18 protein-coding genes are annotated in these 21,381 nt (G+C 64.3%); 12 read left to right on the top strand and 6 right to left on the bottom strand.

The features are described 5' to 3' along the window. Positions 1–520: 520 nt before the first annotated feature. From EOB80_RS33240 to EOB80_RS33200, 9 genes are all read left to right on the top strand, one after another. Positions 521–1,552 carry a substrate-binding domain-containing protein gene (locus EOB80_RS33240; protein WP_127332198.1) on the top strand — a complete coding sequence of 344 codons (1,032 nt, stop codon included), beginning with the start codon at positions 521–523 and terminating at the stop codon, positions 1,550–1,552. A gap of 96 nt (positions 1,553–1,648) precedes the next feature. Further along, entirely contained in the window at positions 1,649–3,184 is a 1,536-nt protein-coding gene (locus EOB80_RS33235) for a sugar ABC transporter ATP-binding protein (RefSeq protein ID WP_127332196.1), read from the top strand. 76 nt (positions 3,185–3,260) lie between these two features. Further along, positions 3,261–4,184 (top strand): ABC transporter permease, encoded by a 924-nt coding sequence (locus EOB80_RS33230; protein ID WP_236383556.1) that lies wholly within the window; start codon positions 3,261–3,263, stop codon positions 4,182–4,184. 25 nt (positions 4,185–4,209) lie between these two features. Then, entirely contained in the window at positions 4,210–5,190 is a 981-nt protein-coding gene (locus tag EOB80_RS33225; RefSeq protein ID WP_127321031.1) for a sugar-binding transcriptional regulator, read from the top strand. Continuing rightward, a complete protein-coding gene (locus EOB80_RS33220) occupies positions 5,187–6,182 on the top strand; it encodes an aldo/keto reductase (protein WP_127332194.1) in 996 nt (331 codons plus the stop codon). The genes EOB80_RS33225 and EOB80_RS33220 overlap by 4 nt, the downstream gene beginning before the upstream one ends. A 21-nt stretch (positions 6,183–6,203) precedes the next feature. Next, the gene (locus tag EOB80_RS33215) at positions 6,204–7,901 is read left to right on the top strand and encodes a glycerol-3-phosphate dehydrogenase/oxidase (protein ID WP_127332192.1); all 1,698 of its coding nucleotides are present in this window, start codon (positions 6,204–6,206) and stop codon (positions 7,899–7,901) included. Beyond that, positions 7,892–8,734 (top strand): class I fructose-bisphosphate aldolase, encoded by an 843-nt coding sequence (locus tag EOB80_RS33210; RefSeq protein WP_127332190.1) that lies wholly within the window; start codon positions 7,892–7,894, stop codon positions 8,732–8,734. The genes EOB80_RS33215 and EOB80_RS33210 overlap by 10 nt, the downstream gene beginning before the upstream one ends. Before the next feature lie 22 nt (positions 8,735–8,756). Then, a complete protein-coding gene (locus EOB80_RS33205) occupies positions 8,757–10,271 on the top strand; it encodes an FGGY-family carbohydrate kinase (RefSeq protein ID WP_127332188.1) in 1,515 nt (504 codons plus the stop codon). After that, positions 10,268–11,884 carry a GMC family oxidoreductase gene (locus EOB80_RS33200; protein ID WP_127332186.1) on the top strand — a complete coding sequence of 539 codons (1,617 nt, stop codon included), beginning with the start codon at positions 10,268–10,270 and terminating at the stop codon, positions 11,882–11,884. The genes EOB80_RS33205 and EOB80_RS33200 overlap by 4 nt, the downstream gene beginning before the upstream one ends. 12 nt (positions 11,885–11,896) lie before the next feature. Here EOB80_RS33200 and EOB80_RS33195 read toward each other — a convergent pair whose 3' ends face one another. After that, entirely contained in the window at positions 11,897–12,814 is a 918-nt protein-coding gene (locus tag EOB80_RS33195) for a LysR family transcriptional regulator (RefSeq protein WP_127332184.1), read from the bottom strand. Positions 12,815–12,945: 131 nt separating this feature from the next. On the opposite strand from EOB80_RS33195, the gene EOB80_RS33190 reads away from it, so the two are divergent. Together EOB80_RS33190 and EOB80_RS33185 are read left to right on the top strand one after the other, a co-directional pair. Next, entirely contained in the window at positions 12,946–13,584 is a 639-nt protein-coding gene (locus EOB80_RS33190; protein ID WP_127332182.1) for a DsbA family protein, read from the top strand. Positions 13,585–13,625: 41 nt separating this feature from the next. Then, the gene (locus EOB80_RS33185) at positions 13,626–14,237 is read left to right on the top strand and encodes an NAD(P)-dependent oxidoreductase (RefSeq protein WP_127332180.1); all 612 of its coding nucleotides are present in this window, start codon (positions 13,626–13,628) and stop codon (positions 14,235–14,237) included. 25 nt (positions 14,238–14,262) lie between these two features. Here the strand turns inward: EOB80_RS33185 and EOB80_RS33180 are convergent, their stop codons facing one another. The 5 genes from EOB80_RS33180 to EOB80_RS33160 all read right to left on the bottom strand — a co-directional run bounded on the left by EOB80_RS33180 (position 14,263) and on the right by EOB80_RS33160 (position 19,635). Further along, positions 14,263–15,063, bottom strand: a complete 801-nt coding sequence (locus EOB80_RS33180) for an ATP-binding cassette domain-containing protein (protein WP_127332178.1) — start codon at positions 15,061–15,063, stop codon at positions 14,263–14,265. Further along, positions 15,060–16,079 (bottom strand): ABC transporter ATP-binding protein, encoded by a 1,020-nt coding sequence (locus EOB80_RS33175; RefSeq protein WP_245466503.1) that lies wholly within the window; start codon positions 16,077–16,079, stop codon positions 15,060–15,062. Before EOB80_RS33175 ends, EOB80_RS33180 begins: the two co-directional genes overlap by 4 nt. Continuing rightward, positions 16,076–16,906, bottom strand: a complete 831-nt coding sequence (locus tag EOB80_RS33170; protein ID WP_127332176.1) for an ABC transporter permease — start codon at positions 16,904–16,906, stop codon at positions 16,076–16,078. The genes EOB80_RS33175 and EOB80_RS33170 overlap by 4 nt, the downstream gene beginning before the upstream one ends. After that, positions 16,903–17,889 carry an ABC transporter permease gene (locus tag EOB80_RS33165; protein ID WP_127332174.1) on the bottom strand — a complete coding sequence of 329 codons (987 nt, stop codon included), beginning with the start codon at positions 17,887–17,889 and terminating at the stop codon, positions 16,903–16,905. Before EOB80_RS33165 ends, EOB80_RS33170 begins: the two co-directional genes overlap by 4 nt. Before the next feature lie 135 nt (positions 17,890–18,024). Beyond that, the gene (locus EOB80_RS33160) at positions 18,025–19,635 is read right to left on the bottom strand and encodes an ABC transporter substrate-binding protein (RefSeq protein ID WP_127332172.1); all 1,611 of its coding nucleotides are present in this window, start codon (positions 19,633–19,635) and stop codon (positions 18,025–18,027) included. A gap of 366 nt (positions 19,636–20,001) precedes the next feature. Between EOB80_RS33160 and EOB80_RS33155 the strand changes: the two genes are divergently transcribed. Next, positions 20,002–21,192, top strand: coding sequence for a Xaa-Pro peptidase family protein (locus tag EOB80_RS33155; protein WP_127332170.1), 1,191 nt, complete (start codon positions 20,002–20,004; stop codon positions 21,190–21,192). Positions 21,193–21,381 lie beyond the last annotated feature (189 nt).

Below are 21,381 nucleotides of genomic sequence, written 5' to 3'. Positions count from 1 at the left end.
GCCAGGAACAATGCCCGCCGGCCGTTCGCATTCGGGGGACAGTCGAAGGTTCTCGGAATACTCCGGGTGGTCAAGGCTGCTGTAAGCCGACGAAGCAGCAGACTTCTTGGCCAAGCGACATGGAGAGCGTCACGCCGCGCCCGGAGCAGATGCTATCAAAGACAAGATCTGGGCTTCACGTGATAAGACGCGGCCGGCGGGAGGGCACCGCGCGAACTCCTGGGTGCAGATACTCCAACCACACTCCCCGGTTCGCGGCCAAAAAGGCCGGAAAGGCCTTGCCTTGCCCGTACGGCACTTTGGCGGCCTGCGACCAGCTTCGTCGACCGGAGCGTAGACTCCCCGGAAGTAGGTTGTGAAATATATTTCAACATGTGAATTATATTGACAGCGTCCGCCGAGGCTGTAATGTCCCGATCGTCGGCTTTCGGAGGAAGGTCGGCATCATCAAATCCATACGGCAGCGCTCGCTGAGCGCCTGCGACGGTCATTGAGGATGGCTTCGGCCAAGGGAGGAAACTTGCGCAAATTTCTGAGCACGCTCGCAATCGCGGCGGCTGCATCGACCTGCTTTGGGTCGATGCAGGTACGCGCCGAAACCCCAAACCCGTTCAAATGCGAGCCGGGTGAAAAATATGTCATGAACGTCATGGTCTCGGGCGTCGAATACTGGTTCCCGGTCTATGAAATGTTCAAACAGGCCGGCCAGCAGTTCGGCTGCGAGACCGCCTATACGGGTACGCCGGAATACGACGTCAACAAGCAGATCGCGACTTTCGACCAGGCACTGGCGCAGAAGCCGGCCGGTATACTGGTGCACCCGATGAACTCCGATCCGTTCATCGAGCCGATCAACCGCGCCATCGAACAGGGCACCGCGGTGGTGACCTTCGCCGCCGACTCGCCGAATTCCAAGCGCGTCTCCTACATCACTTCCGACAACAATGCCGAAGGCACCTATGCCGCCGACGCCGTTGCCAAGGCGATGGACGGCAAGGGCGAATATGCGGTGCTGGAGAATCCCGGCCAGGACAACCACGACAAGCGCGTCAACGCGTTCGTTGCCCGCATGGAAGTCAAATGGCCTGACATGAAGCTCGTCGGCCGCGCCGCTTCGAACCAGGATCCGACCAAGGCCTATCAGGCGGTTCTGAGCCTGGCGCAGGCGCATCCTAATCTTGGCGCCGTGTTCATGCCGGAGGCCAACTCGGCCATCGGCGCTGCCCAGGCCGCCAAGGAAGGCGGTGGCAAGATCCGCGTCATGCTCGCCGACGTCAACGCCAAGATCCTCGACATGATCAAGGCCGGCGAGATCTTCGGCTCGGTCAACCCAAACCAGGGCATGCAGGGCTATATGGGCTTCATGCTGTTGTGGATGGCCAAGCATCCCGGCCTGATCGATCCGATGAACGACGCCAAGCGTTCGGGTTTCAACCCGATGAGCGTGCCCTTCGTCGACAATGGCTTCTCCATCGTCTCCAAGGACAATGCGGACGACTTCTACTGGGACAAGTACCTCAAGCGTCGCGGCACCAAGGGCATCGAGGAATAGTCTCGATCTCGCCGCCCGGCCTCGGCATGGCCGGATTAACCGGGAAGGAGGCTTCGGCCTCCTTCCTCCCCCGCAGGTTCATCGCAGGAGCACGGCGTGACCCAGGCGCCCATTCTTGAAATCCGTGGCCTGTCCAAGGCATTCGGCCCGGTCAAGGCGCTGAGCGACGTACGGTTCGAGCTGCGGCGCGGCGAAATCCATGCACTGTGCGGAGAGAACGGCGCCGGCAAGTCGACGCTGATGAACATGATCGCCGGTGTATTGCAGCCCGACGAGGGCGACATCCTGATCGATGGTGAGCGCATTTCGATCCACTCGCCCGCAGCCGCGCAACGTCTCGGCATTGCGCTTGTCCACCAGGAGATCGCGCTCTGTCAGGACGCGACGGTTGCCGAAAACATCTACATGGCCGCGATCAACAGCCGGCGCGCGCCGCTGATGAATTTCCAAAAACTCTACGCCGACGCCCAGAAGGTCATGGACCTGCTCGCGCCCATTCCGGTGCGTACCAGGGTTGCCGACCTCTCCATTTCCAACCAGCAGCTTGTCGAGATCGCCAAGGCGCTCACGCTCGACTGCAAGGTGCTGATGCTTGATGAGCCGACCGCGGCGCTGACCGAAAGTGAAGCGCAGCGCCTGTTCTCGATCGTGCGCGGGCTCAAGGAGCGTGGCATTTCGGTGGTCTATATCAGCCACCGCATGGCCGAGATATTCTCGCTGTGCGACCGCGTCACCGTCTTCCGCGACGGCCGCTACGTGGCGACCGATCAGGTCGCCGCCGTTTCACCTGACGATGTCGTGCGCAAGATGGTGGGCCGCGAAATCACCCAGCTCTATCCCGACAAGCTGGCGCCGCAGGAGCCCGGGCGCCTGCTTCTCTCGGTCGAGGGGCTTTCCGATGGCCGCCGCTTCGCCGACGTCGATCTGCAGCTTCGTGCCGGCGAAATTCTGGGCATAGGCGGCCTGATCGGCGCCGGCCGCAGCGAGATCGCGCAAACGGTCTGTGGCCTGAGGCCAAGGACGTCTGGAACCGTCGCGCTCGACGGAAAGCAGCTCCGGCTGCGCGGTTATGGCGATGCGGTCAAGGCGGGGCTGGTCTACCTTTCCGAGGACCGCAAAGGCTCCGGCGTGTTCCTCGATCTGCCGATCGCCGCGAACATCTCCGCGCTCGACCTCGCCAGGCTGACCGGGCGCCTCGGCCTGCTTGACCGCAAGGCCGAGGATCGTCAGGCGAAGGAGCTGACCGGCAGGCTCGGCGTGCGCATGGCCGGCATCGATGCCGCCGTCTCGACGCTGAGCGGTGGCAACCAGCAGAAGGTTGCCATCGCCAGGCAGCTGTCCGTCAGTCCCAAAGTCATCATCATGGACGAGCCGACGCGCGGGATCGATGTCGGCGCCAAGGTCGAGATCCACCGGCTGCTGCGCCAGCTTGCCGGCAGCGGTGTCGGCGTCATCGTGATCTCGTCGGAACTGCCGGAGCTGATTGGCTTGTGCGACCGCGTTGTCGTGGTGCGCGAAGGCAGGATCGCCGGCGAACTCACCGCCAGCGAGCTCGGCGAGGAAGCCATCATCATGCTCGCCTCTGGCGTTCAAGACAGTTCAAATCAAAGGCAGGCCCAGAATGTCGCCTAGGGAATCAGGAGAAGCGCTCGTGCACGCCGAGATCAAGGCCGCCGGGCGGCGCATCAATTTCGCTCAGCTCGCCTCGATGCGCGAGGCCGGGCTGATCGTCATCATCCTGGCGCTGTGCATCGCCATGAGCTTCGCCTCGCCGCACTTCCTGACATGGGGCAATTTCCGCGCCATGCTGATGAGCTTTTCCATCGAAGGCATCGTCGTCGTCGGTATGACGATCCTGCTCATCGTCGGCGGCATCGACCTTTCCGTCGGCTCGGTCGTGTGTTTCTCGATGGTGGTCTCGGGTGCGCTGTTCCTTGCCGGCCTCGATCCCTGGACGGCAAGCCTGATCGGCATCGGCGTCAGCGCGCTGATCGGCGCGGCGATGGGCTTCTTCGTGACCGTGATCGGCCTCAATCATTTCATCACGTCGCTAGCGGCCATGGTCATCGTGCGCGGCATGTGCCTGGTGGTCACCAAGGGCACGCCGCTGTCGCTGTTCACCCTGCCGCCGGCCTTCAAGGCCATAGGCCAGGGCAGTTTCAATAACATCCCCTATGTCATTCTGATCTTCATCGTCGTGGTGGCCATCTTCGACTTCCTGCTGCGTCGCGCCACGGCCTTCCGCAAGGTTTTCTACACCGGCTCCAACGAGAAGGCCGCGCAGTTCTCCGGCATCAGGACCAATCAGGTGAAGTTCTGGGTCACGGTGCTGTGCTCGACGCTGGCCGGACTGGCCGGTGTCATCTACATGGCGCGCTTCGGCGCGGCGACACCGACCTTCGGCGCCGGCATGGAACTCAACATCATCGCCGCGGCCGTCATCGGCGGCGCCTCGCTCAATGGTGGCTCTGGCACCATCTTCGGAGCGATCCTCGGCATGGCGTTGCTGTCGGTGGTGACGAGCTCGCTTATCCTGCTCGATGTCTCGGTCTATTGGCAGGACATGATCAAGGGATGCATCCTGCTCGCAGCCGTATCGATCGATCACTTCCTGCATCGCAAGAAGTCCTGAACTCTAAAGGCACCGCAGCAAGACCATGGCCCCTCCCAACACCCGCGACGACATCGCCGCTGTTCGTCAAATGCACCAGGCGCTTGTCCTGCATTACGTCGAAGGCAAGACCCAGGCCGAGATCGCCGGGGAACTCGGCATCTCGCACGCCACCGTCAACCGGCTGATCAAGCGCGGTCACCAGCTCGGCCTCGTCGAGATCAAGATCAAGTCACCGATCGACCATCTGGTCGACCTGGAAGCACGGCTGGTTGCGCTGGGCGGCATCGAGCGGGCGATGGTGGTGCCGTCGGTCTCCGAGAATCCGCACACGGCCCTGCAGCGGGTCGGCGAGGCGGCGGCTGGGCTGCTGCTCGACACCATCAAGGACGGCGACACGATCTCGATCACCGGCGGCAAGGGCGTCAGCGCGCTGGTCGCCGGTCTCAAGCCGGGGCGCCGATACGACGTCGAGATCATTCCCGCAACCGGCCTGGTGCAGGGCAAGCACTACACCGACGTCAACCACGTCGCCTCGCTGATGGCCGACAAGCTCGGCGGCCGCGCCTATCAGATTCATGCGCCGCTGTTTGCCGACACCGTGCAGCAGCGCGAAATGCTGATGGGCATCAGCTCCGTCGCCGACGTGTTTCGCAAGGCGCGCGAGGCGGATGTCGCGGTGGTGGGTGTCGGCTCCATCCTGACCGACGATTCCAGCTACTACGACCTGCATCCGTCCTCGAATGCCGATCGCCAGGCGATCGAGAAGTCCGGGGCGACAGGCGAGCTGCTCGCTCATCTCATCGACCGCCAGGGCAAGCTTTGCAACTACTCGCTCAACCGTTCGCTGGTCTCGTTGACGCTTGACGAGTTCGCGACCATCCCGCGCTCGATCGGCATTGCAAGCGGCCCCAGCAAGGTCGCGCCGATCCTCGCCGCCCTGCGCGGCAACCATCTCGACACCATCGTCACGGACGAGGCCACGGGGCTCCAGATCCTCGAGCTGGCCGAACAGGAGGTAGCATGAATTCTCGACAGATCCAGCGGCAGATCGGCAAGTCCGGCATATCGGCGTCGGCCGTAGGCCTGGGCACCTGGGCGATTGGCGGGTGGATGTGGGGCGGCACCGACGAGAAGGAGTCGGTCAGGGCGATCGAAGCCTCGATCGATGCCGGCCTCAGCCTGGTCGACACAGCGCCGGCCTACGGTCTTGGCCGCAGCGAGGCGATCGTCGGCACCGCCATCAAGGGCAAGCGCGACAAAGTGGTGATCGCGACCAAATGCGGGCTGAACTGGCATTCGGGCAAGGGCGGCCATTTCTTCGATCAGGACGGCAAGCCTGTGCATCGCTATCTCGGCGCCGACGGCATCGCCTATGAGGTCGAGCAGAGCCTGCGCCGTCTGGGCACCGACTACATCGACCTCTATATCACCCATTGGCAGGACCCGACGACGCCGATCGCCGAGACGATGGCGGTATTGGAAAAGCTCAGGGCAGCCGGCAAGATCCGCGCCATTGGCGCCAGCAACATCAGCGCCGAGGATCTTGGCCATTATATCGACGCCGGCCAGCTCGATGCGATCCAGGAGCGCTATTCGATGATCGACCGCGACCTCGAGAGTAGCCTGCTGCCGATCACCCGCCGCCATGACATTGCCACCCTCAGCTACTCGTCGCTGGCGCTGGGCCTGCTCACCGGCACGGTCGACCCAGAGCGCACATTCGGCGGCGACGACCAGCGCAAGGACAACCCACGCTTTTCCACGGCCAACCGGCAGAAAGTCGCAAAGTTGAAAGAGGCCATCGCCCCGATCGCCGAGAGCCACCAGGCGTCGACGGCGCAGATCGTCATCGCCTGGACGCTCGCCCAGCCGGGCATCACCTTCGCGCTGTGCGGCGCGCGCAATCCCGAACAGGCGCTCGACAATGCACGGGCCGGCGAGATCACGCTTGCGGCAAGCGAGCTAGCGGCGATCGACGCCGCGGCAGCCGCGCATCTCACCGCGATGGATGCCTGAGCAAAAAAGGCAACAGCCCCGATGAACCGTAGTCATACGTTAGCCGGTCTGCGCGACCGGCCTGATATCGCCGTGCTCGTCATCGGTGGCGGCATCAACGGCATCAGCGTCTTTCGCGAACTGGCCCTGCAAGGCGTCGATGTCGTGCTGGCGGAAAAGGGCGACTATTGCAGCGGCGCCAGCGCCGCCCTGTCGCGCATGGTGCATGGCGGCCTGCGCTACCTTGAAAACGGCGAATTCAAACTGGTGCGCGAATCGCTGCTCGAACGCGACCGGCTGCTGAGGAATGCCCCGCACTATGTGGCTCCGCTGCCGACGACGGTGCCGATCTTCGACATTTTCTCCGGTCTCGCCAACGGTGCGGTGCGTTTCCTGGGGCTGACGCGGCGGCCCAGCCGGCGCGGGGCGCTGGTCATCAAGGCCGGGCTTGCCATGTATGACCTTTTCACCGCTGCACGGCGTATGATGCCGACGCACCGGTTCAGGGGCCGCGCCGAAACCCTGAAGACATGGCCGGCGATCAACCTGGCGATCCGCAATTCGGCGACCTATTACGACGCTTGGGTAAGTCGGCCCGAACGCCTCGGCCTGGAGATGCTGCTGGACGCCATGGCGAGCGCGACGAATGCCCGCGCCTTGAACTACGCTCAGGCGTCGTCGACCGGCGACGGCCTTGTCATCACCGAAACGCTGACCGGCGAAAAGTTGCCGGTGCGGCCGCAACTGGTCATCAACGCCACCGGCGGCTGGATCGACCTGACCAACAAGTCCATCGGGGCAACGGCGCAGACGATGATGGGCGGTACCAAGGGCTCGCATCTGATCGTCGACAACGGCGAACTGCTCGACGCGCTCGGCGGCCATATGGTCTACTATGAGAACGAGGACGGGCGCATCTGCATCCTGTTTCCCTATCTAGGCAAGGTGCTGATCGGCTCGACCGACATCCGGGTGGACGATCCGGACCAGGTCCGTTGCGAGGAGGACGAGCAGCGCTACATCCTGCAGTCGCTCGCTTTCGTCTTCCCCTCGATCAAGATCACGGAAAACCAGATCGTGTTCCGCTTCGCCGGCGTGCGCCCGTTGCCCGCCAGCGAGGACAGTTTTACCAGCCGCATACCGCGCGATCATTTCTGCGAGTTCGTAGAACCGGCCGGACATCTGCCGGCGACGTTGTGCATGATCGGCGGCAAGTGGACCACCTTCCGTTCGTTTGGAGCGCTGGCCGCCGATATGGCGCTGAAGCGGCTCGGCCTCGCGCGCAGCCAGGGCACGCAGGACATGGCCATCGGTGGCGGCCGCGATTTCCCCGCCGATCCGGACGCCTGGTGCGCGTCATTCGCCGCCGAGCATGGCCTGCCGGTCGAGCGCGCGCGCACACTTCTGCAGCGCTATGGCACGTCGGCCAGGGATTTCGTTTCGCACCCGGCGGGCGAACAGATGCTGCCGCGGTCGGACTATTCGGCAAACGAGATAGGGCGCATCATCGAGCGCGAGCAGGTCGAGTGCCTCGCCGACCTGTTCCTGCGCCGCACCACCATCGCCATTTCGGGCGGTCTCAGCTTCGACCTCGTCAATGCCGTTCTCGACATGCTGGCGGCGCACAAGGGCTGGAGCGCCAGCGAGGCCGCCACCGAGCGCTCGACCTTCCTCGCCTTGCTGGCCTACCGGCACGGCATCGATCTCCAGACGCATCAAAGGAGCGCCCTATGCGCGTAAACAAGAAAGTCCGCATGAACCGTCTGTTCGGCGGCGGCCGCTGTCTCGACGTCGCCATCGATCACGGCGTCTGCAACGAGCCGAGCTTCCTTGCAGGGCTGGAAGACATGGCCGGTGTGGTCAACCAGCTGGTCAAGGCCGGCCCCGACGCCATCCAGATGAACTACGGCCAGGCCGATCTGCTGCAGGCCGTGCCTGGCAAGGACAAGCCGGCGCTGGTGATGCGCATCGACATGGGCAATCCCTATAACAGGATACGCCACCGGGCGATGTGGGCGGTGCTGCAGAACGAAGCCGAGCCCTTGCTTGGCGCCATCGAGATGGATGCGGCTTGCGTCGTGGTCAATCTGTTCATGCTGCCCGACGAGCCGGACCTGTTCCGGCAATGCGTGCAGAACATCGCCCGCGTGCGTGCCGATTGCGAGAAATACGGCCTGCCGCTGATGATCGAGCCGCTGGCCATGCTGCCGGTCGCTGAGCATGGCGGCTACATGGTCGACGGCGATCCCGAAAAGATCGTCACCTTGACCCGGCTTGCCCGCGAAATGGGCGCCGATATCGTCAAGGCCGATCCGACCACCGATCCCAATGACTTCCACCGCGTCGTCGAGGCGGCGCGCTGCCCGGTGCTGGTGCGCGGCGGCGGCAAGGAGGATCTGCGTGCCGTGTTCGACAAGTCGGCCGCCTTGATGGCACAGGGTGCGCTTGGCATGGTCTATGGCCGCAACATCTACCAGCATGCCAACCCGAGCGCTGTCGTGCGCGGGCTGATGGCGATCATTCATGACGATGCCGATGGCGGCGTGGCCTGGGATCTGTACAACCAGGCATAGGCTGCGGCCTCGGGAGGCGCCAATGGCAAGCTACATCCTCGGCCTCGATGCCGGCAACACCGTCATCAAGGCCATCCTCTTCGACTTGTCCGGCCGCGAACTGGCATTCGCCGCCCGTGACGGCCGCTCGTCCATGCCAAAGCCCGGGCATGTCGAACGCGATCTCGACGAACTCTGGCGCAACGCGGTCTCGGTCATCGGCCAATGCATTGCTGAAGCCGGTATCGACGCCGGCGAGATCGTCGCCATTGGCTGCGCCGGCCATGGCAACGGGCTCTACGCGCTGGATCGCTCGGGTGCGCCGCTGATCGGCATCCAGTCGCTCGACACGCGCGCGGTCGACATCGTTGCCGAATGGGCAAAAGAGAATGTCGGCGACCGCACCTATGCACATTGCCTGCAACGGCCGTGGGCGGCGCAGACACCGACCCTGCTTGCCTGGCTCAAGCGCTTTTCGCCGGCCTTGTTCGCCAGCATCGGAACTGTGTTCCTGTGCAAGGATTTCGTCGTCAACCGCCTGACTGGTGCGCGCAGCAGCGATACTTCAGACATGTCGGGCTGCGGCCTGCTGCAGATGCGGGATCGCCGCTACGAGCCGGACCTGCTTGCCGCCTACGGGCTCGGCGATTGCATGGACCTGCTGCCGCCAGTGCTGGAATCGGCCGACATTGCCGGCCATGTCAGCGCGGAGGTGGCGGCCCTGACTGGGCTGCGCATCGGCACGCCGGTCGTCGCCGGGCTGTTCGATGTCGTCGCCAGCGCGGCCGGTTCGGGCGTGACCAGAACCGGCGCCGCCTCGGTTATCGCCGGAACCTGGAGCATCAACCAGGTCATCACCGACGAACCGATCCGCGACCCTTCGATCTTCATGCTGTCGACTTTCGATCGCCAGCGCTATCTGGCGATCGAATCCAGTGCCACCTCGGCCGCCAATCTCGAATGGATCGTTCGCGAATTCCTCGAACATGGTGGCGAAGCCGGCAAGTCGCCGTTCGAATTGTGCAGCGAACTGGTGGCGTCCGTCGATCCCAACAGCGACATCCCGATCTATCATCCCTTCCTTTACGGCTCGCAGCAGAATGGCCATGCGCGCGCAGGCTTCTATGGCATCGCCGGCTGGCACAGCCGAGCCCATCTGCTGCGTGCGCTGTTCGAGGGCGTTGCCTTCGAGCATAAGCGCCATGTCGAGACCTTGCACAAAGCGGGCGCTGATTTCGACCAGGTGGTGCTGTCGGGCGGGGGCTCGCGCAGCAGCGTCTGGCCGCAGATATTCGCCGATGTGCTCGGCGTGCCCGTCACCGTGGCGCGCAGCCGCGAAACCGGCGCGCTGGGAGCGGCGATCGCGGCGGGCACCGGCGTCGGCATTTTCGCGGACTACAGCGCAGGTGCCGCCGCCATGACGGCGGCCGCCCGACATTTTGTACCCAACGAGGCGGTTGCCGATGCATATGCAGGACGGTATCGACTGTACGGCGAGATCAACCAGGCGATGACCCCGATGTGGGAGCGCATCGCCGGACAGCAGGCGCGCACGTGACCGAAGCTCCACCGTCCCCGTTCGGCAGTTACGACTACGTCATCGTCGGCGCCGGCTCCGCCGGCTGCGTGCTCGCCAACCGGCTCTCCGCCGATCCGCGCAACAATGTGCTGCTGCTCGAGGCCGGCGGCAGCGACCGCTATCACTGGGTCGATATCCCGATCGGCTATCTCTTCTGCATGGGCAACCCGCGCACCGACTGGATGATGAAGACCGAGCCGGAAGCCGGTCTCAATGGACGCAGCCTCAACTATCCGCGCGGCAAGGTGCTTGGCGGCTGTTCATCGATCAACGGCATGATCTACATGCGCGGCCAGGCAGCCGACTACGATGGCTGGCGTCAGGCCGGCAATGCCGGCTGGGGCTGGGACGATGTCCTGCCTTACTTCCTCAAGTCGGAAGACTATCACGGCGGCAAAGGCGCCATGCATGGCAGCGGCGGCGAGTGGCGCGTCGAACGGCAGCGGCTTTCATGGCCGATCCTTGACGCCTTCCGGGACGCGGCCGAGGAACTCGGCATTCCGCGCACCGAAGACTTCAACACCGGCACCAATGAAGGCTCGGGCTATTTCGAGGTCAACCAAAGGAAGGGCGTGCGCTGGAACACATCGAAGGCGTTTCTGCGCGGCATTGCCACGCGCAAGAACCTGCGCGTGGTGCTCGGCGCGGAGACCGAACGGCTCGAATTCGACGGCCGGCGCGTCACCGGACTGGTTTTCCGCCAAGGCGGCCGCCTGCACCAGGTCCGCGCTGGACAGACGATCCTTGCGGCCGGCGCCATCAATTCGCCGAAGCTGCTCGAACTGTCGGGGGTCGGCCGCCCCGACCTGCTCTCGGGCATCGGCGTGGATGTTCGTCATGCCTTGCCTGGCGTCGGAGAAAACCTGCAGGACCATTTGCAGATCCGCACCGTCTTCAAGGTCGCCAACACCGCCACGCTCAACCAGCGCTATCACAATCTGGTCAGCCGTGCGTCGATGGGGCTGGAATACGCGCTCAAGCGCAGCGGGCCGCTGTCGATGGCGCCGAGCCAGCTCGGCATCTTCGCCAGGAGCGATCCGCGTCTCGCAACCCCCGACCTCGAATACCATGTGCAGCCGCTGAGCACCGACCGTCTGGGCGAGCCGCTGCATCGCTTTCCCGCGGTCACCGTCTCGGTCTGCAATCTGCGTCCCGAAAGCCGGGGCAGCGTGCACATGGGTTCAGCCGACGCGCGGGAGGCGGCGAAGATCCGGCCGAACTATCTTTCCACCGAGGGGGACCGCAGCGTGGCCGTCGCGTCGTTGCGTCATGTCCGCAGTTTGATGAAGGCACAGGCGGTGGCGCGCTTTGCGCCGGATGAGATGCTGCCCGGCACGCAGTATGACAGCGACGAAGAGCTCATCCGCAAGGCCGGCGATATCGGCACGACGATCTTCCACCCCGTCGGCACCTGCAAGATGGGTTCGGATACGATGGCGGTGGTCGACGACGGCCTGCGTGTTCACGGGCTTGGCGGGCTGCGCGTGGTCGATGCCTCGATCATGCCGACAATCGTCTCGGGCAACACCAACTCGCCGGTCGTCATGATCGCGGAAAAGGCAGCCGAGATGATCCTGCAAGAGGCCCGCTGACCGCCATCGGCTTCAAGCCGCGGCAACACTGCGCGATCGCCGTCTCTCGGCCGCCGCGAGCAGATCGACGAAGGTGCGCACCTTGGCGGGCCGGAACCGGGCCGGCGGAAAGACCGCGTGGATGCCGCCTGACGGCAGGCTCCAGTCGGCAAACACCGGCACCAGCCGCCCCTCGGCGATATCGTCGCTGACGCTATAATCCGGAAAGACGCCGAGCCCGATGCCGACGAGCACGCAAGCCAGGGCGGCGGGGCTCTTGTCGCACATGATGACCGGATTGAGTTCGGTCAGCACCGTCTCAGTGTCCCTGGAAAACAGCCATTGGCCGATGCCGCGCAACTGGGTGTTGCCGACCCAGGCCAGCGATCTTGCCTGGCGCGGCGTCACGTCGGGCGGCAGGCTCGCCGCGAAGCCAGGGCTCGCCACCACGGTTTGCCGGATCGTCCCCAGGCGCCGCGCCTGGTTCGAGGAATCGGTGAGCCAGCCGACGCGGATGCCGAGATCGATCTGCTCGTCCACCAGATTGCTGACTGCGTCGTCGAAGATCGCCTCGACGCGCATATGCGGGTAGGTTCTGAGATAGGCGGCCATGACCGGAGCCACGATCTTGGTGCCGTAGTCGAGTGGCGCCGTCAGCCTCAGTGTTCCGCTCGGTTCGACGGCTCCGCGCGAGATTTCGCCATAGGCCGCCTCCGCTTCGCGCAGGATGATCATCGCGCGGTCATAGAAGAGGCGGCCCTCTTCGGTCGGCGTGACACGCCGGGTCGTGCGCTGCAGCAGCGTTGCGCCCAGCTCCTCTTCGAGCTTGCCGATCTGATGGCTGACCACGGCCTTGGCGACGCCAAGCCGGTCGGCCGCGGCGGTGAATGAGCCGGTTTCCATCACCGTGGTGAAGTAGGCGAGCCGATTGAGGTTCAGAAGTTCGGCCAAGCTGGCTGCCCTTTGTATGATCAGATCAGACAGTTTGTATAATTGGGCGCCATTTATCGCAAGGCTGCCGTCTGCCACATATGAGCGACGGCCTCGACGAGTCCGGTGGCCGGGCAGGAATGGCAGCGACTATGAGCAATTCAGAAGTGACCTATCTTTTCGATCCGCTCTGCGGCTGGTGCTATGGCGCCACCCCGATGCTCGACCGGTTGTCGGCCGCCGGCCTGAACGTCGAACTGCTGCCGACCGGCCTGTTTTCCGGCGCCGGCGCACGTCCGATGGATGAAGGCTTTGCGGCGCATGCCTGGGCGAACGACCAGCGCATCGAGCGCCTGACCGGACAATCCTTCACGCCGGCCTATCGGCACAATGTCCTCAATGTCCGTGGGACCCTGCTCGATTCACATGCCGCCACACTCGGCATCAGTGCCGCTGGCCTGGAAGATCCCAGCCGCCGGCTTGCGGCGCTGAAGACGATCCAGCATGCACGCTATGTAGTAGGACGCGATGTCGTGACGATCGGCGGTGTGGCCGAGGTGCTCGCCGCCGCCGGCATGGCGGACGCCGCCGAAATGCTCAAGGCGCCGACTGAAACATTGCTGACGGCTCACCGCGATCTGGTTGGCCGTGGCCGTGCGCTGTTCCAGCGCCTGCATGCAGATGGCGTGCCTTCGCTCTCGGTCATCCGCAATGATGCGCCCCGGCTCATCGGTTCGAACGCGCTGTTCGGCAGCTTCGACAATCTCGTCGCCCATATCGCGGCGGCGTGATCCCATCCTCCAGACCCCCAACAAGAAATAAGGAAACAGACATGGCAAAAGTCGCTCTCATTGGTGCATCGGGCGCCGTCGGTTCACGCCTTCTCAGGGAACTCTCCGATCGCGGCCACACCGTCACCGGCATTGCGCGCAACCCGGAAAAGATCGCCGCGCTTCCGGGCGTGACGGCCAGGAAAGGCGATGTCTTCGACAGACAAGGTCTCGCCGACCTGATCCGCGGCCATGACGCGGTGATCAGCTCCGTGCATTTCCTGGACAGCGATGCCGATACGCTGATCGAGGCGGTGCGCGCCTCCGGCGTGAAGCGCTATCTCGTCGTCGGCGGCGCCGGCAGTCTCGAAGTGGCACCCGGCAAGCGGTTGGTCGACACGCCTCAATTCCCTGATATCTACAAGGCCGAAGCGCAGAAGGGCGCCGACTTCCTGGACAGATTGAAGACGGTCGACGACCTCGATTGGACGTTCCTGTCGCCATCCGCCATGTTCGTGCCTGGCGAGCGCACCGGCAAATTCCGCCTCGGCAAGGACACACTTCTCGCCTCCGACAAGGGCAGCAGCATTTCCTTCGAGGACTACGCGATCGTCATGGTCGACGAGATCGAGAAGCCAGCCCATATCAGGCAGCGCTTCACCGTCGGCTATTGAGCGAACCGGTGGTGGCGGCCGGAACTCAATCGAGGCCGGCCGACGCCAGCCGCATCAGGGTCCGGTTCAATCTCGGTGCTGCCGCCACCAGCGCCTTGCCGATGGCCGATTGCGGTGCGTCGATGACGGTTTGGGCATCGCCGTTTTCGGCAATCCGTCCGGCATCGAGAAGGATGACGCGGTGGGCGACCGACCTGATGACGCCGAGATCATGTGAAATGAAGAGATAGGCGATCTTTTCCTGGCGTTGCAGGTCGAGCAAAAGCTCGAGGATCTCCCCGCGTACGGAGACGTCGAGCGCCGACACCGCCTCGTCGAGCACGATCAGCGACGGCTTCGTGGCGATGGCGCGGGCAATGGCGACGCGCTGCCGCTGTCCGCCGGAGATCTCATGGATGGCACGCGGGGCGAGGTTCGCCGTCAGCCCGACGCGCTCCAGCAAGGCGGCGATGCGGCGCGGGCGCTCGGCGCGGGAGGCGATGCCATGGACGCGCAAGGGATCGTCGAGCACACGCGCCACCGTGGCGCGCGGATTGAAGGCGGCCAATGGGTCCTGGAACACCATTTGCAGGCGTGCGCGGCCTGCTCGCAGCGCGGCGCCGCTCAAGGCCAGGAAATCACTGCCCTCGAAGTCGATGCGTCCGTCGTCCGGCTCGATCAATCGCAGCACCAACCGCGCGATCGTCGACTTGCCGCTGCCGGAAGGTCCGGCTAATGCCAGCGTTTCGCCGGGGTCGATGTGAAAGGAGACATCGTCGACGGCAGCGATGGTCTTGTTGCCGCGACGGTAGCGCTTGGTCAGGTTGGACACCGCCAGCAGGCTCATGCGTGGAGCCTTGCTCGGTTCAGCAATGGCCTGGTGTCGAGGCCGATATGGGCATCAAGCAGTGCGCGCGTATAGGGCTGGGCCGGGGCGCCGACAATCTGCGCCGTCATGCCAAGCTCGACCAACTGGCCATGACGGAAAACAGCGATACGCTCGGCAAGCTCGGCCGCCAGCGCGATGTCGTGGCTGATGAACAGCAGCGTCATGCCGTCCTCGGTCACCAGGCGTCGGATCAAGGCGACGATCTCGGCCTGCACGATGGTATCGAGCGCGCTGGTCGCTTCGTCGGCGATCAGCAATTTCGGACCGGCCGCAATGGCTGCGGCGATCGCCACACGCTGCTTCTGGCCGCCGGAAAGCTGATGCGGGAAGGCGCGCAAGGCTGAGTCCGGGTCCGGCAGGCGGACGCGCTCCAGCAGGCTTTTGGCCTTGGCATAGGACTGGGACCAGGTGAGGCCGAGATGCGTGCGCGCTACTTCGGCGATTTGCTTGCCGATGGTCATGACAGGATCGAGGCTGGCGGAGGGGTCCTGGAAGACGAAGCCGATGTCGCGGCCGAGGCGGGGGATGTAGCTCTGTTTGAGGGAAGACTTTCGGACTTCGCGCCTTACGAGGCCCCCCTCTGTCCTGCCGGACATCTCCCCCTCAAGGGGGGAGATTACGCCCTTGTCTCCACTTTCGCCCATCGCCAGAGATGCAGAAAGAGGGCCTGCGGGGGAACTGCCAATCTCCCCCCTTGAGGGGGAGATGTCCGGCAGGACAGAGGGGGGTGCCTTGGCGCCAGAGGGTGGCGATGATGGCAAGAACCAGTCGATCCGCCCTCCAATCCTGGAGGATCCCGGCAACAGCCCGGCAATCGCCAGTGCCAGCGTGCTTTTGCCTGAACCGCTTTCGCCGATGATGGCGAGGCGTTCGCCATTGGCAATATCGAGGCTTACACTCCTCAGCGCTGCCACCTCATTGCTGTCACGGCGGTAGGTCACCGTCAGGTCGCGGATCGAAGCGAGCGTGGTCACGACAGGCCTCTCCTGACCGCTGTCGTCTCGACAATGCCTTCGCCGGCGAGATAGACGCCGAGCACGGTCAGCACCAGCGCTATGCCCGGGACAATCGACAGGAAGGGCGCGGTACGCAGGACAGCGCGGCCTTCGGCGATCATTCCGCCCCAGGTGACCCGGTTGGGGTCGCCCAGGCCGAGGAACGACAACGCCGCTTCGGTGAGGATCGCGGCGGCGACGATCACCGACGACATCGCCAGCACCGGCGGCAGGGCATTGGGCAGCACCTCGCGAAAGGCGATCGCCAGCGGGTGCATGCCGATGACCCTGGCCCCGGCGACATAATCGCGTTCGCGAATGGAGAGGACTTCCGCGCGGGCGACCCGGGCAGGTCCGGTCCAGGTGCCGAGCGCGATGGCAATCACGACGATGCCGAGCGACGGTCCGACGACGCTGACGAAGGCCAGTGCCAGCAGGAAGCTCGGCACGGTCTGGAAGGCGTCGGTGATGCGCATCAGCACCTCGTCGACGAGGCCGCCGGCAAAGCCGGCCAACGTGCCGACCACGGCGCCGACGACAAGTGCGGCGGCCGCGGCCGCGAGCCCGACAGCCAGCGATGTGCGGGCGCCATGAAAAAGCTCGGCCAGCACGTCGCGGCCAAGCCGGTCGGTGCCGAGCGGCAGCGACCAGTCCTGGAACGGCGGCAGCAGCGCCGGGCCGGCGATGGCCTGCGGATCTCCGGGGAACAGCAGCGACGCCGACAGCGCCATGGCGATCAGCGCCGCCAGGAGCATGGCGCCGGAGACCGCCTCGGGCGTGCGCAGAAAGCGGCGGAGCGGGCTCACGCACCGACCTCGCTGGCGCCGACGCGCGGATCGAGGAAGGCGTAGGCGATGTCGACGAGCAAATTGATGACAAGAACCAGGACTGCGCTGGTGAGGATAATGCCGAGCAGAAGCGGCGTGTCGCGGGAGGCGACCGCCTCCTGCGCCAGCCGGCCGAGGCCGGGCACGGAAAAAACGCTCTCGATGACGACGCTGCCGCCGAGCATCTGCGCCGACTGCAGGCCGAGCATGGTGACCAGCGGCAGCAATGCGTTGCGGGCGACGTGGGTGAGCACGATGCGGCGGCGTGACAATCCTTTGGCGCGTGCGGCCAGGACGAAATCCTGCCGCCAGACCTCGGCCATGCCGGCGCGCATCATGCGCAGATAGAGCGCCAGGTAGATGAAGCCGAGGGCGGAAACGGGCAGGGCGAGATGGACGGCGATGTCGGCGGCGCGGTCAAGACCGGTCTTGTCAGAGGCCAGGGTTTCGATGCCGCCGATCGGTAGCCAGCGGAGGTCGACGGCAAAGACGACGATCAGCACCAGTCCGAGCCAGAAACCCGGCACGGCATAGAGCGCCAGCGAGCCGATCGACAGGAAGCGGTCGCGGAAACTGCCCGGACGCGCGCCGGCATAGATGCCCAGTGCCGAGCCGAGCCCGAAGGAGAGCGCGGTGGCGCTGACCATCAACAGCAGCGTATTGGGCAGGCGTTCGAGAATCACGTCGCGGATCGGCCTGGAGAAGGTCACCGACTGGCCGAGATCGAGATGCAGCAGTGCCCAGAGGTAATTGGCGAGCCGCGTCAGCTCCGACTGGTCTAGGCCCCAGCCATGTCGCAACAGCTCGATCATGCCGGCGTCGCCACCGGTCGAGACGATATAGGCATCGACCGCATCGCCGGGGGCAGCTTCGAGCAGCAGGAAGGTGCCGACGACGACGATCAGCAGCACGAAGATGCTGCCGACAAGGCGACGGCGGATGAGCGTGAGGGCGCGGGTCATGGGGATGACATGAGGCTGCGTGGACCTGGAGAGGTGCGGTGTCTAGGCACCCCCCTCTGTCCTGCCGGACAGAGGGGCCCCTCGTAGAACTCAATGCCTACCATGATTTCGCGAACTTTCATCCGCGCAATTCTGTCACGATTCCAAATACGTGTCCGCCCAGTTCGACACCGCCCAGCGCGGGTTGTTGGCGATGTTGCCGACCGTGTCGCGCGCGACGCTGATAAAACTCCATTCGGCGACGTTGATCAGCGGCAGGTCGGTGGCCACCTCCTTCTGGAATTCCTTGTAGAGGTCGGTGCGGGCTGTTGCGTCGAGCGTCTCCGATGCCTTGGCGATGAGCGCGTCGAGCGCGTCGTTCTTGTAGCCGCCCTGGTTGGAGAACGGCACGCCGTCCGGAATGCCGCTCTGCACCAGGATGGTGGTCGAGATCGCCGGGTCGCCGCGGAACACCGGCGGGCCGACCGCGAGGTCGAAGGCGTGGTCGGTGTAGACCGCCTTGATGTGCGCGGCCGAGTCGTTGTTGACCAGCTGAGCATCGATGCCGATGGCGGCGAGCGCCTGGCGCAGATAGTCGCCGAACTGCTTGGTCTCGTTGAAATAGGGCGCAGGCAGCAGCTTGAGCGAAAAGCGGTTGCCGTCGGCGCCTTTCTTGTAGCCGGCGTCGTCAAGCAGCGCGTTGGCCTTGGCGACGTCGAAGGCATAGGTCGGCACGTCGGCGGTGTAGAATTGCGGATCGTTCTTCGGCACCGGACCGGTGGCTGTCGCGGCATAGCCGAGGAACACCGTCTTGACGACGAAATCCTTGTCGATGGCATGCGCGATCGCCTGCCGCACTTTCAGGTCGGCCAGTTCCTTGCGGCGATGGTTGATCTCGACGACGAGCTGATAGGTCAGCCCTTCGTAACCCTTGGAGATCACCTTCAGGCCCGGCACCTTGGAGATGCGGTCGAGATCGGCCAGCGGCACGGCGGAAAAGGCCGCCAGCTGAATCTCTTCAGCCTCCAGCGCGCTCGCCGCTGACGTGCGATCCGGCAGCACCTGATAGATGATCTCGTCGAGATAGGGCTCGTCCTTGCCCCAGTAATCGGTGTTCTTCGTCAGCCGGTAATATTGGCCGGCCTTGTGCTCGCCGAATTTGAACGGTCCGGTGCCGATCGGCGCGTTGTTGGCCGGGTTTTCCGCGATCTTGCCGACCTCATAGATGTGCTTCGGCACCACGCTGCTCAGCGCCGGCAGCGCGTTGCGGATCAGCTGGAACGGCGTCGGTTTGGCGAATTTGAACACGGCGGTGAGATCGTCGGGGGTGTCGACGCTGGCCAGATCCTTGAATACGGCGCGGCCGAGATTCTGCAGCGGCTTCCAGATCTGCAGCGCCGAGAAGGCGACGTCGGCCGAGGTGAACGGCTTGCCGTCATGCCATTTGACGCCGTCGCGCAGTTTGAACGTCACCGAGAGCCCGTCGGCGGCACTCTCCCAGCTCAGCGCCAGCCGTGGCGCGAGCCCGTCCTTGCCGTCGAAGGAGGCTTCGGCCAGCGTTTCGACGATCTTGCTGGAGATGAAGAACACGCCGTTGGAGGCGACGATCGCCGGGTTGAGGTTGCGCGGTTCGGAATCGGCGGCAAGCACCAGCCGCCCGCCCTTCTTTGGCGTCTGCGCCCAGCCCGGTGCCGGCATTGCGGTGGAGGCCAGCAGCATTGCCGAGCCGGCAAGCATCGTGCGTCTGGAAATCGTGAAACCTGACATGATCGAACTCCGTCCTCTCCGCGACCCGGTCGGGTGCGCCAACCCCTCGACGCCGGCAAGCCCACCGGCATCCTTGCGGCGGCGATTATGAGCCTTGCCGAGGGTTTCGCCAGAGACGGAATTGGCGCATCCTCGCTTGGCTTTGAAATTTTCGTCCGCTGGACCAGTATGGAGGGCGTGGCTCAATTTGATCATTCTGGTAGGACCAGATTGGTTGAATATGCGACGTATGACGGGACGGAGACATAGAGACGCGACATTTCATCTGTTTCTGGCTGGACCAGAACGGGCAAAATGGTGCAGATTGACCGCTGCCAAGGGATCGGGAGCGGAACAGCGGCGATCCGGCAATTCAGGGAGAGAGAGATGAACATTGCTCCGGGCAAGAATGCGGTCGGCAATATCCCGTTCGACCAGGCAAGGGTCGACCGGCTGATGGAGGAGGCCGGCATCGATGTGCTGCTCGCCACCTCCAAGCACAACACGCAATACCTGCTGGGCGGCTACAAGTTCATCTTCTTCGCCGCCATGGATGCGATCGGCCACAGCCGATACCTGCCGATCGTGGTGTACGAAAAGGGCGGGCCGGACCATGCCGCCTATATCGGCAACCGCATGGAGGGCGGCGAGCATCAGAACAACCCGTTCTGGACGCCGACGCTGCACGCCGCCTGCTGGGGCACGCTCGACGCCGCCAACCTTGCGGTCGAGCATCTGCAGAAGATCGGCAAGGCGGGCGCGCGCATCGGCATCGAGCCGGGCTTCCTGCCGTCGGACGCCTATACGCTGATCCGCAACGCATTGCCGGATGCCAGGCTGATCGACGCGACCGACATGCTGGAGCGCATGCGCGCCATTAAGACCGATGCCGAACTGGAGAAGCTGCGCACGGCCTCTGAACTGATCACCGATTCCATGCTGGCAACCATTGCCTGGGCACGCGAAGGCACGACCAAGGGCGAGATCATCGAACAGCTGCGGCGCGAGGAAACCAATCGCGGCATCCATTTCGAATATTGCCTGCTGACGCTGGGCTCCAGCCACAACCGCGCCGCCTCGCCGCAAGCATGGAAGAAGGGCGAGGTTCTGTCGATCGATTCCGGCGGCAATTATCACGGCTATATCGGCGACCTCTGCCGCATGGGCATTCTGGGCGAACCGGACGCCGAGCTCGAGGATTTGCTGGCCGAGGTCGAGACGGTGCAGCAGGCGGCCTTCTCAAAGGTCAGAGCGGGCACGCTGGGCGGCGACATGATTTCGCATGCCGAGGGCGTGCTGAAGGCTTCGAAGGTCGCGCCCTACACGGATTTCTTCGCCCATGGCATGGGGCTGATCACACATGAGGCGCCGTTCCTGATGACCAACCACCCGGTGACCTATGAAGGCACCTATGCGGCCAAGCCGCTGGAGAAGAACATGGTGCTGTCGGTGGAGACAACCATGCTTCACCCGACGCGCGGCTTCATCAAGCTGGAGGACACGCTGGCGGTTACTGAGGGCGGCTATGTGATGTTCGGGGACCGTGGCAGGGGATGGAACAGGGGCGGGATCTCATAGAACCCGAGGCTGGCGCCGCCCCTCATCCGCCTGCCGGCACCTTCTCCCCGTATAGTGACGGGGAGAAGAGGGCAGCCGCGCCCTCGGCACTTATTTGCGGCGTTTAAAATTGGCGAAAGCGCTGGTGACTGCGTCTTTCTCCCCGTCACTATACGGGGAGAAATGTCCGGCAGGACAATGAGGGGCAGC

Source organism: Mesorhizobium sp. M7A.F.Ca.MR.245.00.0.0, from assembly GCF_003997415.1.
Classification (GTDB): Bacteria; Pseudomonadota; Alphaproteobacteria; order Rhizobiales; family Rhizobiaceae; genus Mesorhizobium.
The sequence above is the reverse complement of the archived record's forward strand: the minus strand, read 5'-3'. Positions and strand labels throughout refer to the sequence as shown.

What these genes read in the sequence shown, in the direction of transcription:
- EOB80_RS33230 (WP_236383556.1), top strand. Translation starts at nt 3,261, where the DNA reads ATGCGCGAGGCCGGGCTGATCGTCATCATCCTGGCGCTGTGCATCGCC.
- EOB80_RS33225 (WP_127321031.1), top strand. Translation starts at nt 4,210, where the DNA reads ATGGCCCCTCCCAACACCCGCGACGACATCGCCGCTGTTCGTCAAATG.
- EOB80_RS33220 (WP_127332194.1), top strand. Translation starts at nt 5,187, where the DNA reads ATGAATTCTCGACAGATCCAGCGGCAGATCGGCAAGTCCGGCATATCG.
- EOB80_RS33215 (WP_127332192.1), top strand. Translation starts at nt 6,204, where the DNA reads ATGAACCGTAGTCATACGTTAGCCGGTCTGCGCGACCGGCCTGATATC.
- EOB80_RS33210 (WP_127332190.1), top strand. Translation starts at nt 7,892, where the DNA reads ATGCGCGTAAACAAGAAAGTCCGCATGAACCGTCTGTTCGGCGGCGGC.
- EOB80_RS33205 (WP_127332188.1), top strand. Translation starts at nt 8,757, where the DNA reads ATGGCAAGCTACATCCTCGGCCTCGATGCCGGCAACACCGTCATCAAG.
- EOB80_RS33190 (WP_127332182.1), top strand. Translation starts at nt 12,946, where the DNA reads ATGAGCAATTCAGAAGTGACCTATCTTTTCGATCCGCTCTGCGGCTGG.
- EOB80_RS33185 (WP_127332180.1), top strand. Translation starts at nt 13,626, where the DNA reads ATGGCAAAAGTCGCTCTCATTGGTGCATCGGGCGCCGTCGGTTCACGC.
- EOB80_RS33180 (WP_127332178.1), bottom strand. Translation starts at nt 15,063, where the DNA reads ATGAGCCTGCTGGCGGTGTCCAACCTGACCAAGCGCTACCGTCGCGGC.
- EOB80_RS33165 (WP_127332174.1), bottom strand. Translation starts at nt 17,889, where the DNA reads ATGACCCGCGCCCTCACGCTCATCCGCCGTCGCCTTGTCGGCAGCATC.
- EOB80_RS33160 (WP_127332172.1), bottom strand. Translation starts at nt 19,635, where the DNA reads ATGTCAGGTTTCACGATTTCCAGACGCACGATGCTTGCCGGCTCGGCA.
- EOB80_RS33155 (WP_127332170.1), top strand. Translation starts at nt 20,002, where the DNA reads ATGAACATTGCTCCGGGCAAGAATGCGGTCGGCAATATCCCGTTCGAC.